At 42.5% G+C, this 17,676-nt stretch carries 16 protein-coding genes; 5 read left to right on the forward strand and 11 right to left on the reverse strand.

The genetic code is table 11. The features are described 5' to 3' along the window. Positions 1–58 precede the first annotated feature (58 nt). Positions 59–937, forward strand: a complete 879-nt coding sequence (locus MUCPA_RS30625) for a polyphosphate kinase 2 family protein (protein WP_008511811.1) — start codon at positions 59–61, stop codon at positions 935–937. A gap of 149 nt (positions 938–1,086) precedes the next feature. Here MUCPA_RS30625 and MUCPA_RS30630 read toward each other — a convergent pair whose 3' ends face one another. From MUCPA_RS30630 to MUCPA_RS30645, 4 genes are all read right to left on the reverse strand, one after another. Then, entirely contained in the window at positions 1,087–2,079 is a 993-nt protein-coding gene (locus MUCPA_RS30630; RefSeq protein ID WP_008505051.1) for an IS110 family transposase, read from the reverse strand. Between the two features lie 534 nt (positions 2,080–2,613). Further along, complete coding sequence (locus tag MUCPA_RS30635) at positions 2,614–5,181, reverse strand: GH92 family glycosyl hydrolase (RefSeq protein ID WP_008511815.1); 2,568 nt, start codon at positions 5,179–5,181, stop codon at positions 2,614–2,616. A 603-nt stretch (positions 5,182–5,784) separates the two neighbouring features. After that, the gene (locus tag MUCPA_RS30640; protein ID WP_008511816.1) at positions 5,785–6,564 is read right to left on the reverse strand and encodes an amidohydrolase; all 780 of its coding nucleotides are present in this window, start codon (positions 6,562–6,564) and stop codon (positions 5,785–5,787) included. Positions 6,565–6,603: 39 nt separating this feature from the next. Next, complete coding sequence (locus MUCPA_RS30645; protein WP_008511817.1) at positions 6,604–7,749, reverse strand: methionine aminotransferase; 1,146 nt, start codon at positions 7,747–7,749, stop codon at positions 6,604–6,606. A 93-nt stretch (positions 7,750–7,842) separates the two neighbouring features. Between MUCPA_RS30645 and MUCPA_RS30650 the strand changes: the two genes are divergently transcribed. From MUCPA_RS30650 to MUCPA_RS30665, 4 genes are read left to right on the forward strand one after another with little or no spacing between them, the layout of a single operon-like run. After that, positions 7,843–8,814, forward strand: coding sequence for an ABC transporter substrate-binding protein (locus MUCPA_RS30650; RefSeq protein WP_008511819.1), 972 nt, complete (start codon positions 7,843–7,845; stop codon positions 8,812–8,814). Further along, positions 8,814–9,683 carry an ABC transporter permease gene (locus MUCPA_RS30655; protein ID WP_008511821.1) on the forward strand — a complete coding sequence of 290 codons (870 nt, stop codon included), beginning with the start codon at positions 8,814–8,816 and terminating at the stop codon, positions 9,681–9,683. Before MUCPA_RS30650 ends, MUCPA_RS30655 begins: the two co-directional genes overlap by 1 nt. Next, entirely contained in the window at positions 9,680–10,429 is a 750-nt protein-coding gene (locus MUCPA_RS30660; RefSeq protein WP_008511823.1) for an ABC transporter ATP-binding protein, read from the forward strand. Before MUCPA_RS30655 ends, MUCPA_RS30660 begins: the two co-directional genes overlap by 4 nt. A gap of 27 nt (positions 10,430–10,456) precedes the next feature. Continuing rightward, entirely contained in the window at positions 10,457–10,735 is a 279-nt protein-coding gene (locus MUCPA_RS30665; RefSeq protein ID WP_008511825.1) for a hypothetical protein, read from the forward strand. Positions 10,736–10,890: 155 nt separating this feature from the next. Here the strand turns inward: MUCPA_RS30665 and MUCPA_RS30670 are convergent, their stop codons facing one another. Genes MUCPA_RS30670 through MUCPA_RS30700 form a run of 7 tightly spaced genes read right to left on the reverse strand, consistent with a single transcriptional unit; the run spans position 10,891 to position 17,494 of the window. Next, entirely contained in the window at positions 10,891–11,415 is a 525-nt protein-coding gene (locus MUCPA_RS30670) for a peroxiredoxin (protein WP_008511827.1), read from the reverse strand. 59 nt (positions 11,416–11,474) lie between these two features. Beyond that, complete coding sequence (locus MUCPA_RS30675; protein ID WP_040626699.1) at positions 11,475–11,987, reverse strand: CAP domain-containing protein; 513 nt, start codon at positions 11,985–11,987, stop codon at positions 11,475–11,477. 40 nt (positions 11,988–12,027) lie between these two features. Continuing rightward, entirely contained in the window at positions 12,028–12,972 is a 945-nt protein-coding gene (locus MUCPA_RS30680) for a phosphatase PAP2 family protein (protein WP_008511831.1), read from the reverse strand. Then, positions 12,972–13,592 carry a sterol desaturase family protein gene (locus tag MUCPA_RS30685; protein WP_008511833.1) on the reverse strand — a complete coding sequence of 207 codons (621 nt, stop codon included), beginning with the start codon at positions 13,590–13,592 and terminating at the stop codon, positions 12,972–12,974. Before MUCPA_RS30685 ends, MUCPA_RS30680 begins: the two co-directional genes overlap by 1 nt. Before the next feature lie 7 nt (positions 13,593–13,599). Next, positions 13,600–14,199: a DUF4833 domain-containing protein gene (locus tag MUCPA_RS30690; protein ID WP_008511834.1), complete on the reverse strand. Its 600-nt coding sequence runs from the start codon at positions 14,197–14,199 to the stop codon at positions 13,600–13,602. Between the two features lie 23 nt (positions 14,200–14,222). Continuing rightward, positions 14,223–14,936 (reverse strand): CDP-alcohol phosphatidyltransferase family protein, encoded by a 714-nt coding sequence (locus MUCPA_RS30695; protein WP_008511835.1) that lies wholly within the window; start codon positions 14,934–14,936, stop codon positions 14,223–14,225. A 17-nt stretch (positions 14,937–14,953) separates the two neighbouring features. Next, entirely contained in the window at positions 14,954–17,494 is a 2,541-nt protein-coding gene (locus tag MUCPA_RS30700; RefSeq protein ID WP_008511836.1) for a DUF5686 and carboxypeptidase-like regulatory domain-containing protein, read from the reverse strand. Positions 17,495–17,676 lie beyond the last annotated feature (182 nt).

Below are 17,676 nucleotides of genomic sequence, written 5' to 3' on the forward strand. Positions count from 1 at the left end.
ACAACGTTAGTTTGTAGTATAAATTTTAGGTTAATTTGTCACAAATCTATTTCTTAAGATGGAAAATATCATTAAAAAGTTCAAAATTTCTTCTGGCGACAAGTTTGAGTTGAAAAATCATCCCACAGATTATGCCGCCAATTATAAAAAGGAAGATGCCGAGGCGGTGCTGGCAGGGATTATAAGCCAGATAACTACCTTGCAAACCGAACTTTATGCCGAGAATAAACATGCCTTATTGATTATTTTCCAGGCGATGGATGCAGCTGGTAAAGATAGCGCCATAGCGCATACTATGTCTGGCTTAAACCCGCAGGGTTGCCAGGTTTACAGTTTTAAACAACCATCGGAGGAGGAATTAGATCATGATTTTTTGTGGAGACATTATGAAGCCTTGCCCGAACGTGGCCGGATAGGGATTCATAACCGGTCGCACTATGAAAATGTGCTGGTTTGTAAGGTGCATCCCGAAATTGTATTATCACAGCGCATCCCCGGTGTGGATAGCTTGCAGCAAATTGATGATACCTTTTGGAAAAACAGGTATGAGAGCATCCGTGGGGTTGAGAAACATTTAAGCGTTAACGGCACTACCGTAATCAAGTTTTTTTTAAATGTATCGAAGGATGAACAAAGAGATCGGTTTTTAAAACGCATTGACGATCCGGAGAAGAACTGGAAATTTTCGTCGGCCGATATTGAGGAGCGGAAGTATTGGGATGATTATATGAATGCCTACCAGAAAGCGATCAACGAAACCGCTACCAACGAAGCGCCTTGGTTTGTTATCCCCGCGGATAAAAAATGGTTCACGCGCATAGCCATCTCAACTATTATGCTGGAGGTGCTAAAGGATATGAAACTGAAGTATCCGGTTCTGGATAAAAAGGAAAAAGAAAAGCTGGACGAGGCCGCTAAGTTGCTTAAAAAGGAATGAGAATCTTCAACGATGGCATCCCGGTAAGGAAGAGGGATTTTTTCTTTCGACAGGCCTGCAGTTTACTTTAAGCTCGCAGAAGATTCCTCTTCGTACCTCATCGTATTCTAGGTTTCGAACAATTCCAAATTTAATTTAAAAAAGATATTTTAAGCTGACCTTCGATAGTTTTCAACATACATTTCTCCCCTTTTCACTAAGGAGAACATTCGTAGTATCAGTTTGAATTTTATATTGTTTAGCACCAACCCATATTCTTTATTCTGCATCTTGCGCTCTGCGTATGCCCTGATTTCGGGGTCATGCTGCATAGCTGTTTTAGCTGCCTGGTTAAGTTCCTGTTTCAATTCCTTTTGCGCTAGGTTGCTTGTTCGCCTTCGTCCTTTTTTACTTGTTCCCGAGGTATGCTCAAAGGGAATCACCCCTACATATACAGCATAGTGCCTCGCGTCAGGAAAGCTTGTAAAATTCTCCGTGTAGGCTATGGTCATCCAACCATTCACTGCGCCTATGCCTTTAATGCTGGTGATGATCCGGTAATTCAGATACATCTGCTCATTGCTTTTGATCAGTTCCATGATCCGCGATTCTAGCTCCTTGATATATTCCGAATTGGCATCTCTTTTTTCGTTAGATATACGGACGATCATATCCTGGTTACTTACCTCATACATATGTTTCCGCTCACCAACAGAGCTCTGATATCCAGCACTTTCCCGTACCAATCGTTTACGGAATGAAAGCAAGGTCTTAAGCTCTAAGATTTTATTATCCAACAACTTAGATGGTTCAAGACGCTTGATCTTATCTTCTCCATACTGACCGATCCGGAATGCGTCGGCCCTATCGCTTTTGCCCCTGATCATACCCATCGATTGCTTAATCTCTAGTCCAGGCACCCGCCGATAAGCTATAGACTGTGACTCGCAAAACTGGATGAAACGGTATTCATAACCGCCGGTATATTCCAGTACGATAAACGTTTCCCGTAAATCGATCAGGTTGGTTTTGCACCATTTTTTAAACTTGCCGAATCCTTCACTATTGTTATCGATGTGAACGAACAGCTTACGCTCCGACCAACAGATATCGACCGTCTTTTTTGATACATCGACACCTAAAACAACATTCCATGTTTTCATACGTTTGTGTTTTGATCAATTAATTTAATTGCCTTTTGCCAATCACCTTTGATAAATCAATGGAATTATTCTAGCTGGGCCTTGGGCAATCTTAAAAAGGCAGGGAACTAATACGACGATTGGTTCTAAAAACCAGGAATGACAAAAGTTCACCCTGCCTTTTTTATAACTTATCCACAAACTCTTTAGTTTTTAACACCCCCCTGCACCCCCCGTTTTCAACAATAACAATTGCTATTAATTATTATCTTTAGACCAAAGGGAATGACAATTTTTGATAAATAACATCATACTTCCCCTCCATGTCATCCCGACGTAGGAGGGACCTTTTTCGCGCGATAAGTCTGCTGGATAAAAGTCAGACGCAGAAGATTCCTCTTCGTACCTCATCGTGACAATTTTTGATTAATGGCATCATAACCCGCCCATGTCATCCCGACGTAGGAGGGACCTTTTTCGCGCGATAAGTCTGCTGGATACCAGTCAGACGTATAAGATTCCTCTTTGTACCTCAGCAATAACTTTACACAGCTATCACTTTTTTGTAAACACCCCCTGCACCACAAAGCTCGACTGTCCATTTTTAACAGCAATACATTTAACAGTTGTAGTTGCCGAAAGCATAACCGGTTTGGTAAACAAAGTCGAGGTTGCGGAAGGCGTAGATCCATCTAAAGTATAATAAATCTGCGTTTCCGCATCGGCGCAGCCGAAAGAAATACTGATGGAACCACCTTGAATAGCTGCAGATGGAGAAATGATATAAGGATCAGCAACAATCAAATTATCCGTTATTTTAGATACTGGTTTCTCCAGCTCCTGCATAAATAGCTTGTTGGGTAGCTTCCCGGTAAACACTTCCCAATCGCCGCCGTTGGCAATATCGTTATAGCTTATAAATAATTTACCATAAGGGTTTTTGTTCAGTGTCATCCCTTGCAGGTAAAAACTGGCATCAGAGTTACCGGGCCCGGTTATGGTGAACTTTTTGCCGTTCTCCAGGTTGATAACCGCCTTGTCAAATATCGGCGAGCCTAAAAGATAGTCGGGCTGTCCTGGCGCTATGGTATAAAAGCCCAAAGCGCTCATCACGTACCAGGCCGACATTTGTCCGCAATCTTCGTTACCGGCTAAACCGTCGGGCTTATCTTTGTATTCTTCACGCATAATCCGGTTAAGGTATAACTGTGTTTTATACGGAGCATCGGTAAAGTTAAACAAGTAGGCCATGTGGTGGCTGGGCTCGTTACCATGCGCATATTGGCCTATTAAGCCTGTTACATCTGATTGTTGCCTGCCCGTTAGCTTCTCACTGGTGTTAAACAGTTCATCCAGTTTAGCCTCAAAATTTTGTTTGCCGCCCATGTGCTCAATAAGCCCCTGCACATCCTGCGGCACCAAAAACGAGTATTGCCAGGCGTTACCTTCGGTATAATAATCATTGATATCGGTAGGTGAAAAAGGAGTAGCCCAGCCACCATTAACACGGGCGCGCATAAACCCGCTCTGGTTATCAAAAACATTTTTCCAGTACTGGCCGCGCCTGGTGTATTCGGCGTAATCCTGTGGCTTGTTCATCATCTTGGCCATCTGAGCGATGCACCAGTCGTCAATAGCATACTCCAGGGTTTTAGATACCGATTCGTTTTCATCGGCAGCCAGCACCGCGCCGTTTTTACGGTACGATTCCAGCCCGAACTGATTGCGGTTAACGGCCGCTTTCATGGCGGTAAAAGCTTTTTCGGCATCAAAATCGCGTATCCCTTTAGCATAGGCGTCAACAATAACGGGGATGGAGTGATTGCCCACCATGCAAAAAGTTTCGTTCGATGCCAGTGGCCATATTGGTAACAAATTAGCCTGATCGTACATCGCAAGGAAGCTCTTGATAAAATCAAGCGTGCGTTTTTTGTTGATGATGGTTTGCAGCGGATGCTGAGCGCGGTAGGTATCCCATAAGGAGAATACGGTATAATATTCAAATCCCTCGGCTTTATGGGTTTTTTGGTCCAAACCACGGTACTGCCCGTCTACATCGCTATAAACATTGGGTGCGCACATAGTATGATACAAAGCCGTGTAAAATATGGTTTGTTTCATTTTCGCATAGTCCACAACCGGAGTTTTAGGTTTTGGAGCGCCGCCATATCCGCCGTAACCATAACCTGGTTGGGCATTGTTGGCCTGTGGCAGCGGCATAGCAACCGGGTTGCTGCTTTCCACTTCAATTTTCGACAGCTCGTTTATCCAATCGGTTTTAGCCGCTTTTTGTACCTTTTTAAAATCAAAGTCGGGTACTTCGGTGTCCAGGTTTTTCAAAGCACCTTCGGTACTTACCGATGATATACCTACCTTGGATATTACCTCGCCTGGGCTATCAAACTGGATGTACATTTTAACATTTTTTCCCTCCACCTTGCTTTGGCCGTTTTGCAGCGCATCATTTAACGCTATTCCGTAAGTTTTAAACGGTTTTGAAAATTTAGCATAAAAATAAACGTATTGATCGTCGGCCCATGATTTTGATCGGCGCAATCCCCGTATCTCATGATCGTTAACTACCTCTATCCACGAGTCCAGAACCTCATCACGATGTTTCAAATCGATAATAATATTGCATTGTTTACTGCCCGGGAAGGTATAGCGGTGCACGCCCACGCGTTTGGTAGCCGTTAGTTCAACTTCGATATTGTATTTTTCGAGCTTGGTTTTATAGTAGCCGGGCAAAGCTTGTTCGTTTTTCTTTTTAAAGGATGAGCTGTACTGCGTGTTTTGGAACTTGGGATCGCCGGTGGTGGGCATAAACAGCACATCACAATAATCGGCTATGCCTGTACCACTTAGGTGCGTATGCGAGAAGCCATAAACAACCGTATCTGTATAGTGGTAGCCCGATGTACCGTCCCAGCCTTCCAGCCTGGTATCCGGACTGAGCTGTACCATACCAAACGGAACCACCGCGCCGGGATAGGTGTGACCATGGCCGCCGGTACCTATAAAAGGATTAACGAAGGGGGTAAAGTCTTTCTTTTTCTTTTGTGCCGATACCGGCAACGATATAATAGAGAATAAAACTAAGATTGAAAGGTACTTATGCTTCATGGATTGATAACGGTAAATTTTGTGCGTGAATATCGGTACTAAAAATTAATTTTCGGCATGGCTGCTTGATGGTATACCGATATAAATTAACAAAACTGGCGATTAATAGGGCATGTTTTTGGGCACCGGTAAAATAACAATTGCCAATCTGGCTTAAAAGCTAAGTGCGGTGCTATCCGGCTTCGGAGAAAGTTGGCATGTACTTTTTTTTGCCCAAGTATAAACAACGATAATTTGCTAAATAAACAGCCAGATTGACGTCAGGTTGATCAAACAGGTTTAGTTCAATTTCCTTTAATTAAGCAGTTTTACGCCGGGTTGCAGAGTTCGTCGCGTGGCGAACACACCCCCGCAGCCGCACTTCCGAGCCCACCCCCTCTCAAGAGGGGAGCCGAATAACAGCCTTATTATCAATGAAATAAATAAAAAAAAGCGGCGGAAAAGCGCGATTCCCCTCTTGAGAGGGGCGGAGGGGTGTGTTCTATGCGAGCGATGGTAAAGCGTAACCTGCTTTCTTATCTAATTATTGCTTAGCATCTGGCACCTTTGCGTACATCTTCCATAAGAAACCCCATCTCTTAACTAAACGGCATTGTATTTTAATTAAAGTTTAATCTCGAAATCGTCGGCGTCCTTTAAAAAGGGGAGGGCTTGCCGGGTATTAACCACCTCGTCGGGATTTATTGTAAAGGTATAAACGTCCTCTTCATCGCGTTTATAGTAAACCACGTTCCCGTTCGGATCGATACAGGTTGAATCGCCGGAATGGTATACTTCGTTACCATCGTGTCCAACACGGTTAACCGCAATAACATAACATTGGTTCTCAACGGCCCGGGCAGGTATTAGCGTACGCCAATGCAGGGCGCGTTTTTCGGGCCAGTTGGCTACCACCAATAATAAATCGTAAGCGGCATCGTTGTTTCGTAACCATACCGGGAAACGAAGGTCATAACAAATTGCCGGGCAAATTTTCCATCCGTTTAGTTCAACTATCAAACGCTTGTTGCCTGCGGTATAGGTTTGATGTTCCTGGCCCAGGGCAAATAAATGCCGTTTGTCGTATTGTTGAAAAGTGCCATCGGGAAGCATCCAGATCAGGCGGTTATAATAGTTTCCGTTTTCGGTGATGATGAGGCTTCCGGTAACAACGCTGTCGTATTTTTGAGCTACGGTTTGCATCCATCGCATGGTTTTGCCATTCATGGGCTCGGCTAAGGCACTTACATTCATGCTAAAGCCGGTGTTAAACATTTCGGGCAGGATGATCAGATCTGTTTTTTCGCGGATGCCGGTTAATCTTAACGATATGTTTTGAAGGTTTTTATCAATATTTTCCCAGAATAGATAACCCTGGAAAACTGTTATTTTTAAATTATCCATCAAATTTTGATTATGGCCGGGTAGAGCAGCCTGTAAATATTAAATTTTCATCAGCTTATTAACGGCTTTATCTAATGTTTCTTGCTGTTTGGCAAAACAAAACCTTAAAACCTGGTGGTCTGTTCCCCTCGAATAAAAAGCTGATGTTGGTATAGAAGCAACTCCAAATTCCCTGGTAATACGCGGCGCTATTTCGGTATCTTTCTCATCGCTGATGTTGCTATACCTTACAGATTGGAAATAAGCGCCTGAGCATGGTAATAACTCAAACCGGGTTTGCGCCAATGCGGAGCGGAAGTAATCTCGTTTTTGCTGGAAAAAGTCGGCCAGGCCGAGGTATACATTTTCGTCTTTCAGGTATTCGGCTACGGCATATTGCATGGGCGTATTCACGCTGAATACTAAAAATTGATGGAGCTTCCTAAACTCCTGCATCAACAGGGCAGGGGCTACACAATAGCCTAATTTCCAGCCTGTGGTATGGAATAATTTGCCAAATGAGGCTACTATAAAGCTCCGTTTGCGAAGCTCTTCATACCGGGCCATACTGTGATGGGTTTGCCCGTCAAAAATAATATGCTCGTAAACTTCGTCGCTCAGTATCAGTATATCCTGATCTTTAACAATGGCCGTCAGTTCGTCAATATCGCTTTGCTGTAATACGGTGGCCGTTGGATTATGGGGCGAGTTCAGGATGATCATCCTTGTTTTATTGGTGATCAGCCTGCGCACCATATCCCATGGGATTCGGTAATCTGGCGGAGCCAGCTCAAGTGATTTAACGATGCCTCCCATTAACTTAATGGCCGGGGCGTAACAATCATATGCGGGCTCAAAAACAATAACCTCGTCGTTAGGCTGTATAGCGGCAGATATAGCGGTAAAAACGCCTTGCGTTCCTCCGGCCGTTATGGTGATCTCGGTATCTGGATGATACTGCGCGCCATATAGTTTCTCCAGTTTAATGCTGATTTGCTCGCGCAAGCCCATCACGCCAGCCATTGGCGCGTATTGATTATGCCCGTCTTTCATGGCCTTGTTAACCAGACTGACCAACTCTGGCGAGCAGGTATAATCCGGGAAGCCCTGCGAGAGGTTAATAGCGCCAACCTCGGTAGCCAGGGCAGACATAGTTGTAAATATGTTTGTACCGGTTTGCGGAAGTTTGGATGTTATACGTATCATGCATGGCGAAAATAGATAAAAAATTAATTATAAGTCAACAAAAATAGATCATATAAAAATTCGCTTGTGCTACAAATTGTTTAAATTAGCATAATGAAGCACCAAATTTTATTAGTTACTACCGCAATTGCCTTTATATTAACTGCTTGTAACTCCTCAAAAAAAAATGATGTTGCTACCATTGGCTTTGTAGATGCCTTTGAAGATGCTACTATAGCCAAAGCAAGAACAGGTTTTACCGATGCATTGAAGAAGAATGGCTTTAGCGAAGATCAGAAGAATGTAAAAATTATTTATAACAATGCACAGGGTAGCCTGCCAACGCTTACCCAAATTGTTAACGCTTTTGTAGGGCAAAAGGTTGATGTTTTAGCTACCTGTACCACGCTATCCACCATTACTGCCATACAGAAAACAAAAACTATCCCTATTTTCCAAATGGTATCGCCAACACCGGCTTTAATGAAAGCCGTAGATGCATCAGGCAAGGCACCTGTTAATTTGTTTGGTACCGAGGAGGATTTGGCTTACATAGATACGTCGTTTTCCATCATCCCGAAATTAATTAAGCCCAAAAGTGGTAAACTGGTAGTGGGGATGATCTATAATCAATCGGAACCGCAATCGGTTGATGCGATGAACCGCATTAAGGGTTTGGCGGATAAACTCAATATAACTTTAACGTCCATCCCGGTTAATACCTCGGCAGATGCGCAAATGGTAACGCAATCGTTGCTTACAAAAAACCTGGATGCTTTTTTTGCCAACCCCGATAACACAGTCTTTGCTTCGTTTGAAACGATATTGAAAAATTGTGATCAAAAACATGTTCCTATTTTTACCAGCGAAGCCGGTTTGGTAGAACGTGGTGCTCTTGTTGCTTTTGGCGCCGATATTTACCAGTGGGGCTACCAATCTGGGTTGCAGGCTGCACAATATCTTAAAACGCATCAAACCGAAGGCTTAAAATTAGAGATGGTAAAAGTGCGCAAGCGGGTTTACAATGTGCAAACGGCAAAAAAATACAACATTACCGTTCCGGCAAACTTTGAACCCGTTAAGTAATGGACTTTTTTTTATCAGCACTTTTACAAGGTCTTTGTTTTTCTGGAATTGCCCTTGGCATTTATATTTCCATGCGGATCTTTAATATCCCCGATATTACAACCGATGGTAGCTACACTTTAGGCGGCGTAGTAACGGCTGTATTACTCACACATCATTTACCCGGATCGGTTATTTTGCCGGCTGTTATTGTTGCGGGCGCTATTGCCGGGGCATTAACCGGGCTAATTCATACCAAACTAAAAATTAATGCATTGCTTGCGGGTATTTTAGTGATGACGGCCCTCTATTCTGTCAATTTGGTTGTCATGGGGCGCTCCAACCTGCCTGTTATCAGTTTGCCCACACTATTTGATGCTGTTAAGTTAGTTGCCGATGCTAATCAAAATTCTTTTTATATCCTGATCGTTTTTGTTCTGCTGATCACCTTATTGATAGGGTATCTGCTGAAAACTGATTTCGGCATTGCCATGCGCGCCACCGGCAACAGCGAATCAATGATTAAGGCCCTGGGTGTTAACACCGACCGGATGAAAATTATCGGCCTGGCCTTGGCCAACGCTTTAACAGCCGTGAGCGGATATTTGATGACCCAGTTTCAGGGCTTCGCAGATATCAGTATGGGTATCGGCATCGTTATTTGGGGGCTGGGCTCGGTCATCATCGGCGAAACGCTGATCAACTGGTTTTCTATTACATCTGTTTGGCTTAGTTTAGCAGCCGTGCTGTTGGGGGCTATCCTGTTTCAATTGGTATTGGCGGTTACCTTAACTATTGGTGTCGATCCTAATCTGCTGAAATTGGTAACGGCAGTTTTTGTGTTGCTGATCGTTAGCCTTCCTAAACTGAATTTTACAAAAGCAGCATGATTAACCTAACGGACATACATCAAACTTTTAATCGGGGTAAGGCTAACGAGGTAAAAGCCTTAACCGGCATTAACCTGGATATAAACAAAGGCGAATTTGTAGTTATTGTGGGCTCCAATGGTTCAGGAAAATCTACACTGCTGAATATGATAACAGGCAGTATTTTGCCGGGCCAGGGCATCATCAACATTGATGGTGAAAATGTTACAAAGCTGCCCGATTATGAACGCAGCCAGTGGATAGCTCGCGTTTTTCAGAACCCGTTAAGCGGTACCGCATCCGACTTAAGCATATTGGATAATTTTAGGCTGGCTGCGCTGCGTACCAAACCCAAAGGTTTAAACATAGGTATTAACAACACTTTTATTGAGGTGGTTAAAAGCAGAATAGCCATTTTAGGGATGGGTTTGGAAAACAAGCTCTATCAGCCCATGGGCACGCTTTCCGGAGGCCAAAGGCAGGCTTTAACCTTGCTGATGAGTGTGATGGATGATTGCAAGATATTGCTATTGGACGAACCTACGGCCGCGCTCGACCCCCGATCGGCAGATATTGTGATGAGAACTGCCGATCAATTGATTAAGGATTTTAGTTTGACTGCCATTTTAATTACCCATCACCTTAAGGATGCCTTTATCTACGGCAATCGCATCATTCAAATGGCCGAAGGAAAGATAATTCGTGATATAGCAGGTAACGATAAGGCGGAACTTAAACAAACAGACTTGTTTGAGTGGTTTGCTTAGTGGCAAAGTAATTGCTGAGCTTAAATCATGACAAAGAACAACAAATTTGAAACTATATTGGATGCCTACCAATTAGCGGAAGGAGCCCAGATCAGGGCGAAAAAATATCCTGAGGAAATATTTACTTTGGCCCAATACCAGGCCGATAAACGAGGGTATATGGCTTATCCTTTAGATAACGGCATCACCTTTAACGATTTTGGCGTTTTGATAACCGAAACCGAATTACTGAAGGATTATGAAATAGCAAGTGTTGAAGTACCCGATGTTAAGTTGGACTTACAGGCTGAAAGAAAAGTTGCTTAAAATTAACTGGAGGCACTTTTAGGCAACTCGCTGATTAAGGCGAGTATGCCTGCTGAAACCATTCATGAGGATTGCTTTAATGTAAAAACACATCATTTGGTTTTATGCGTAATATAACCCGCAACTTTAAACCAGAGCACGGTTATCAAAGTATGTTATTTTTTTAAGTTCAACGCTTGTACCACGGCTAAAGCCTGGCGCGAGTGTTCTGTGCCTTCCAACATCGATTCGTAGCTAAGGGCGATCTTGCCTTTCATATCAACTACAAAAGTTTGTCGGCCCGTCATAAAAAATTTGTTTTTTACACCAAACATCTTTAATACTTTGTTATCCGGGTCGCTTAACAAAATGAAAGGTAGCTGGTGGTTCTTCTGGAAGTTTTTGTGGCTCTCTACCGTGCCTGCATTAATGCCTATTACTTGCGCTCCGGCTTTGGTAAAATCGGCAAAACTATCGCGAAAGGCACAGGCCTCTTTGGTGCATACCATGCTTTCGTCCTTAGGATAAAAGTAAACTATCAGTATATGCTTGCCGATGGCGTCTTTAATGTTAAACAGTTTACCATCCTGATCTTTCAATGAAAACGATGGCACAGCATCGCCAACGGTTAAAACTTTTTGAGCCCTTGTTGTTAACTGCAAAAGCAGAACAAATGCTAAGGTTGAAAAGATGTACTTCATGGTTGTTTATTTTAATTTACGAGGTTGAATGATAAAAAGATCGATCCTGATCAAAAACTTTAATTTGAGTCAAACTTAACTCTTCCGCCAAAATCCTGTACCCAATACTTTTGATGTTCGGCTATACCAATCTCGGTAAAGCGCGGGTCCATCAGGTTTTTACAGTGTTCTTTACTTTTAAACCAACCGTTCAGTACCTCTTCAATACTCTGCTGATTGTAGGCTATATTTTCGCCAATGGCGTAGCTTTCATAGTTTTCATAAGTGTAGCCGGCTTGCACCAATCTGTCCTCTATGCTACGGCCATCCTTACTTTTATGGTTAAAGTACTTGTTGCGGTACATATCGTAGGCATGCTCCCGGGCAGCGTTTGCCAACAGGGTATTCCAGGTTAAGGGAGCGGCGGCCTTCATGAAGCTATCGCCACATTTGCAGCCCTGTGCACGCCTGGCGTTGATGCTGTTCAAAAACTGCTCTTTAAATTGCTGCTCGCTGATCCGTAATGATGATTGCCCTGACGCAAAGGGCATCAATAACAAAAATAAAACCGATGATATATAAAGCCTTTTCATATTGTACTTTACAAACATAACTGTATTTGCTTGAGGAGGCTCAGGATATTGCCTTTTCAAATCTATCGATAAATCGGTTAAATACTACCGATTTTGCAACTAACAAATTGAAAAAAATGATCCCTATTATAGCGCAGGTAATACCAGCAAGTACATCTAAAACATAATGGTGGCTAAGATACACCGCTGCAAACCAGATGCCCAACATTACAGTAGCGAAAAAGATGTTGGCTGCACCCAATTTGTTTTTTACACCGTAGTATAAAACAATAATAGGGTATGAGGAGTGTAGCGAAGGCATTGCGGCGAATACATTGGATCCTTTGGCATAAATGCCTTTAAACAGATTTATGTTAAAATAATGATCGAATTTGGCCAGGCCCGCGGTGTTGCCAGGTGTATGTGCTACAAAATTAAAGCCATGATACTGCACATACCAGGGTGGCGCAGCCGGAAAAGTGTAGTAGATGATAAAGCCTATAAAATTAACCAGCACAAAGGTGAATAGGAAAAGCAAAAATTGTCGGCGTTTTTTAAAAAATAAATAAACCGCAAAGGCCATTGGAACGGGTACCCAGCAAAGGTAAAAAATACCACATATCAGGTCGAGCGCGGTATTGCCGTTATAGCGCCAGTATTCATTCGGCGTGAGGAGCTTTCCGCTGATGTTGATGCCGAAGGTGTGTTTCTCCAGGTTATACAGATCAGCAATATGCACTGTGGCGTAGTTATAGTTGGGGAAGGCCTTCATGTAATCGTAAATGATCCAGTATACGATGAAGATGGAAAAGCCTGTAATAAACTTCCGGGAAATGGAGGAGGCATAAAAGGCAAGATTAAACAAGCCTACCAGTACCAATTGGTCTGCTTTGTAACCTACCAATAACCACGAGAGCAGCAAGTAGCCCAATGATATAGCCGCCACAACCGCGATAGTTTTGCCGTTGATAATAATCCCCCCATTTGGGCCGGAAGCAGTAGCCATTATTTATTGGTGAAGTGCGAGCGGAAAATTTTATCCCAAAAATCAGAACTTACCCCATAACCCTTGCTGGGGTCTGAATAATGGTGAAGCATGTGATGCTGTTTGATTTTTTTCCAGATGCCCGATTTAAAATTGAAATGGTGGATGGCATAATGCGTCATATCATAAACCAGGTATCCACCGATAAAGCCCGGAAAAAAAGCATACACATAAGTATCGGGCAATATGGCGCTAAACAGCAGGTAAAAGCCCAGAGCCAGGGGTATACTTGCCGAAGGGGGCAAAACCAATCTTTTTAAATCGTTAGGATAATCGTGGTGCACACCGTGGAAAATAAAGTGCAAACGGTAGGCCCACTTTGCCTTAGGTACATAGTGAAACACAAAGCGGTGCATAATGTATTCAACAAACGTCCATACAAACAAACCTGCAAGCAAAAGGCCTGTAAAAGTGAGTATGCCCATTGATACTACAAACAGGGCCTTATAAATTAAAAACAGAATAACTGGTACATAAACGATTAGGGGTACAAAAAAGTGAACTTTAGAGAATGCCTCTAAAAGATCGCTTTTAAACATCCTTATGGATTCACTGGAGTTTGAAACATAATTTTTCTTCATTGCATTTTCACGGTTTAAAACGTTCCATTATTTCTTTTCCGGTTGCAGGGTCGGTTCCTTTAACCTCAACATAAACCACATTAGGTACCCAAAAAGTACCACCTTCAATCCGGATAAAGATTTTATTTAATATGGCCTGTTTTTTATCAATTGTGGCGTAAATATGATATTTATTATCTGTGGCCGATTTCATCAGCGACAGCGGATATTTTTTATACGATACAAATCGCACGTCAAATTTACCATTATCCAGCGGTTTTGTAACCAAGCCGTAAGCAAATTTTCGCTGAATAAAGTTGAGCTCCTCTTTTTGTCCGCGTTCGTTGTACTTTATCCAGTAAACGTGCACAGGGTTTTCCTTATCAGGCTCGCCGTTAGTGTTTACGTTCAGGTCGTAAACAATGGTGTTGGTATTAGGGTCGCGCTGTACATAAAATAATTTACTCGGTACAGCAGGAACCGGAAAATTAACCGCCCTGGTTTTTATTTTCCTTGATGTTGTATCGTAACCAACCACATAATTGTGGTGTGGCATAATCTTGCCCGCTACTGATGAAGGGTGAAAGATCAAGGCAAAATTCAACAGGATAGAAAAAGCTATATTCATTAATTTGATCTCAACTGTTATTCTTATTTATTCTCGTTGGCATCCATCGTTTTTTTGGCATCGTAAAGTCTTTTAAACGCAGTAATGTTAGATAGAACGGCCAGCACAACAATAGGCACTGTAAAAATGGTAATGGTTTCAAAAACATGAAAAGGGATTCCGGGGATGTAAAGCTTATAATCGCCCCCGATGTAGGATGATGACACGCCGCATAAGATGGCAAACAAGCCAATGGTAATCACCCGTTCCGGGCGTTGCATTAAACCGCCTTTGCATTCTATCCCCAATCCTTCGGCGCGCGCCCTTACATAACTCACCATCATAGAACCGATGAGCGCAATGAAGGCGAATATCGAACTCAAAAAATAGTGATGTGCCACCAGGTAATAACAAATACCTAAAAACATAATCAGCTCGCTGTATCTATCCAGTACCGAATCATAAAGCGCACCAAATTTCGAGCTCATTTTGCCCAGGCGGGCTACTTGCCCATCGAGCATGTCAAATAAACCGGCAAACAAAACCAAAGCGCCTGCCCATCCCACATAACTCAAATCGCCGCGGTTACCTTCTTCGGCACCTAAAATAAATATACCGGCAACAGCTACATTCAGTAACAAGCCTATGGTGGTTACGGCGTTAGGCGTTAGCCCCAATTTGATTAAAACTTTAACCAACGGGTCAATAACTTTATATATACCTAATTGAAGGTTGAGCCGGAGCGTAGTTTGTGGCATAGTCAATTTTTTTAATGTTAAAAATCTAACCGGGCCCTTGTTCTGATACCGAACTGAGGCGCGTTTTGATGATCTAAATAGTTAAAACGTTCAACCAGATCCACTCTGAAGAACTTCAATATATTACCTATACCAATGCTGCCCTCGGTATATGGCCCGTTATTTAAAGTGTAGGTTAGCGGCCTTCCCTGGGCATCCACAGGGAACTGTATTAATGAAGGATGAAGGTTAGGGTTGTTCTCGTCGCGTACGGCGCCATAAAGTGCCTTAAATGTAATAAATTCGCGGAACTTTAACCGTTTAAGCAAAGGTACTTTATTAAAAATAAATCCATTAAAGCAATGGTCGAGCGTTACGCTGGCGTAATGGTCACTCACAAACTCCAAAAAGTTCATCAGGTTATACGAATCTAACTGATAGGCATAAGTTTGATTGGCCCTGTGTACTGTTAACAACGGGAAAGGTATTCTACCAAAAGCATAATCCCCTTCGGCAACAAAGTCTGTATAGCCCAATTGCGATAAATAGAAACGTTTATCTATCCGGGCGTGTAAGTTTTGATAATTGTATTGGCCGCCAAATAATCCCTTTACGCCCTGGGTGTAATTTAACGACAGGATGGGGTATTTACTTGGTATAGTAATGCGGTATATTTTACCTTGCAACAACTGCTCATGCGGAGCATAGCGTATGCCGAAAGATAACTCAGAGGTTGTAATATTGGGTATTGATTCCAATTGACCGTTTACGTACTGGTTAAAATATAACGATCCGGCAGGTGATTGTTTCCAGCTCTTAAACCCTAAGGTATAGGATAGGTGGCTCTCATATTCGCGTACGTAGTCTACCTTGTAAAAATCGTTATAAAGGTACTTGTCGTTTACACCGCGTTTAAAGGATAGCAAAAAGTTATCTTCCTGTACAAACTGTAATTCGGCCCCAGGAATTTTAGTATCCCGTTGCACGCTCGCCCTGATGTAGTTCTGCGGAAATTTGTAAATGGTTTTATTGTTCAGCGAGTACGTGGCGCTTAAAAAATACTTCCATTTTTGGTCCTTAAAGCCATAGGCGCCATAAGTTTCAAAATAATATCTTTTGCTTAGTTCGGGCGTGGTCCGTCCGCCTAAACGTAAACGGAAGCCTTCAACCGGGTTAAAGCTATAAAACGCATTGGCAGGGCCCAGCTCGAAAGGGCCGAATGATTTATACCCGGCCAACACCAGCGATGCAATGTCCATCGTACGCTTAAAGGCGGGGATGGTTTGTAAACTGTCTATGTTTTTATAAACTTTAGATTCTGCTTTGGTTAGCGTATCCTTTCCGCGGCTTGCCACCCAGAATTGGTCGCTACGTTCTTTGGCCTCGTCGGTAACCAATCCACTAACACCGTTATAAGTTGAATCGGGGCGTGGCTGGTTGAGCACATAATTCCGGTAGGATACCGTTCGCTGACCAAAAAGACCCGCTTTACCTTTTTTGGTGATTCCAAAATCGGCCATCATATCGCTTTTTACCAGTTGGTAGCGTCCCTGCGCATTTTTATCAAACGATAGATTGACGTACATATCCCGTACCCAGTTCAGGTTGATATTTTTGTTGATGGATAGTTTAGCTTTTTGCACAGCATAATTGGTATCCAGTGTGATATAGATTTCGCCCTCGAACAACATATCGGTAGTGTTGCGTGGGGTGAAGCTGAGCTCTATCAATTTATTATTATTATCGTCGGTAATGGTATCGGTAATAAAAAATTTATAAAAAGTTGGTGCTTCATCAGCAATAGGGCTCAGAAACTGGTTGGTCATCAGGAAGATGTTATTGGAATAAATATCAACGTCAGAGTACATCCGGTTAAGGTATGTGTTGATACCATCATCATCAATAAAGCCCCCGAAGTTTACTTTTTTGGCTCCTAACACAACGGCCTTTTTACTTTCAGGATTTTTACGGTAGTAATTTTGAGTCAGTTTTTCATCAAGATAAACAGGTAATAACGATTTGCCGGGAACCAACGTAGAATCGCGGTTATCAAATAGGAATTTATACGATCTGAAGATCTTTTTCTCGCCGATAGTAGACGACAGGTTGCTGAACGAAAACTGTAACTTTTCGTACTGCTGATACTCCGCATAATCATAACTCTGTATGCGGTTTCTATCTTTATGTTCAATAACTTTCCTGATCAACTCAACCGCTGGGTTATCTTTATTGCGGTAACGTTGCCTTTTGGCCGAATTAACGGTAACCTCGTTGAGCGTTTTACCTTCGGGTTCAAGCCTGATATTGATCACTTGCTCTTCTCCGGGTTTGATGGTACGAAGTACTGTTTTATAACCTAAAAAAGTGATTTTTATTTCCGCGAAGGGTTTATTTGTTCTTAAAGTATATTTTCCGGAGATATCAGTGCTTGTGCCAACGCTGCTACCTGTAAACGCCACAGATACGTAGGGCAATGTCTGATTGGTTTTAGCATCTGTTACAACGCCCCTGATAATGGTGGTTTGCCCCTGTACCAGGATTGAAAAAAAAACAAGAAACGCGGATAATATATACTTCATTTGTGATACTAATACGTTTTATTTACATCAGCATATTGTATGCTGAAATTATTATAATAAAACGTAACAAAGGTAAAAAAAAACAACTTAGACGTTTGTGGTCAAAAAGTCAAATCTCGTTATCTTAACAGACGGTAAAACTCGGCCGTTGTTACAAGATAGGTTTAAATATATCACTTACA

The organism is Mucilaginibacter paludis DSM 18603, assembly GCF_000166195.2.
Classification (GTDB): domain Bacteria; phylum Bacteroidota; class Bacteroidia; order Sphingobacteriales; family Sphingobacteriaceae; genus Mucilaginibacter; species Mucilaginibacter paludis.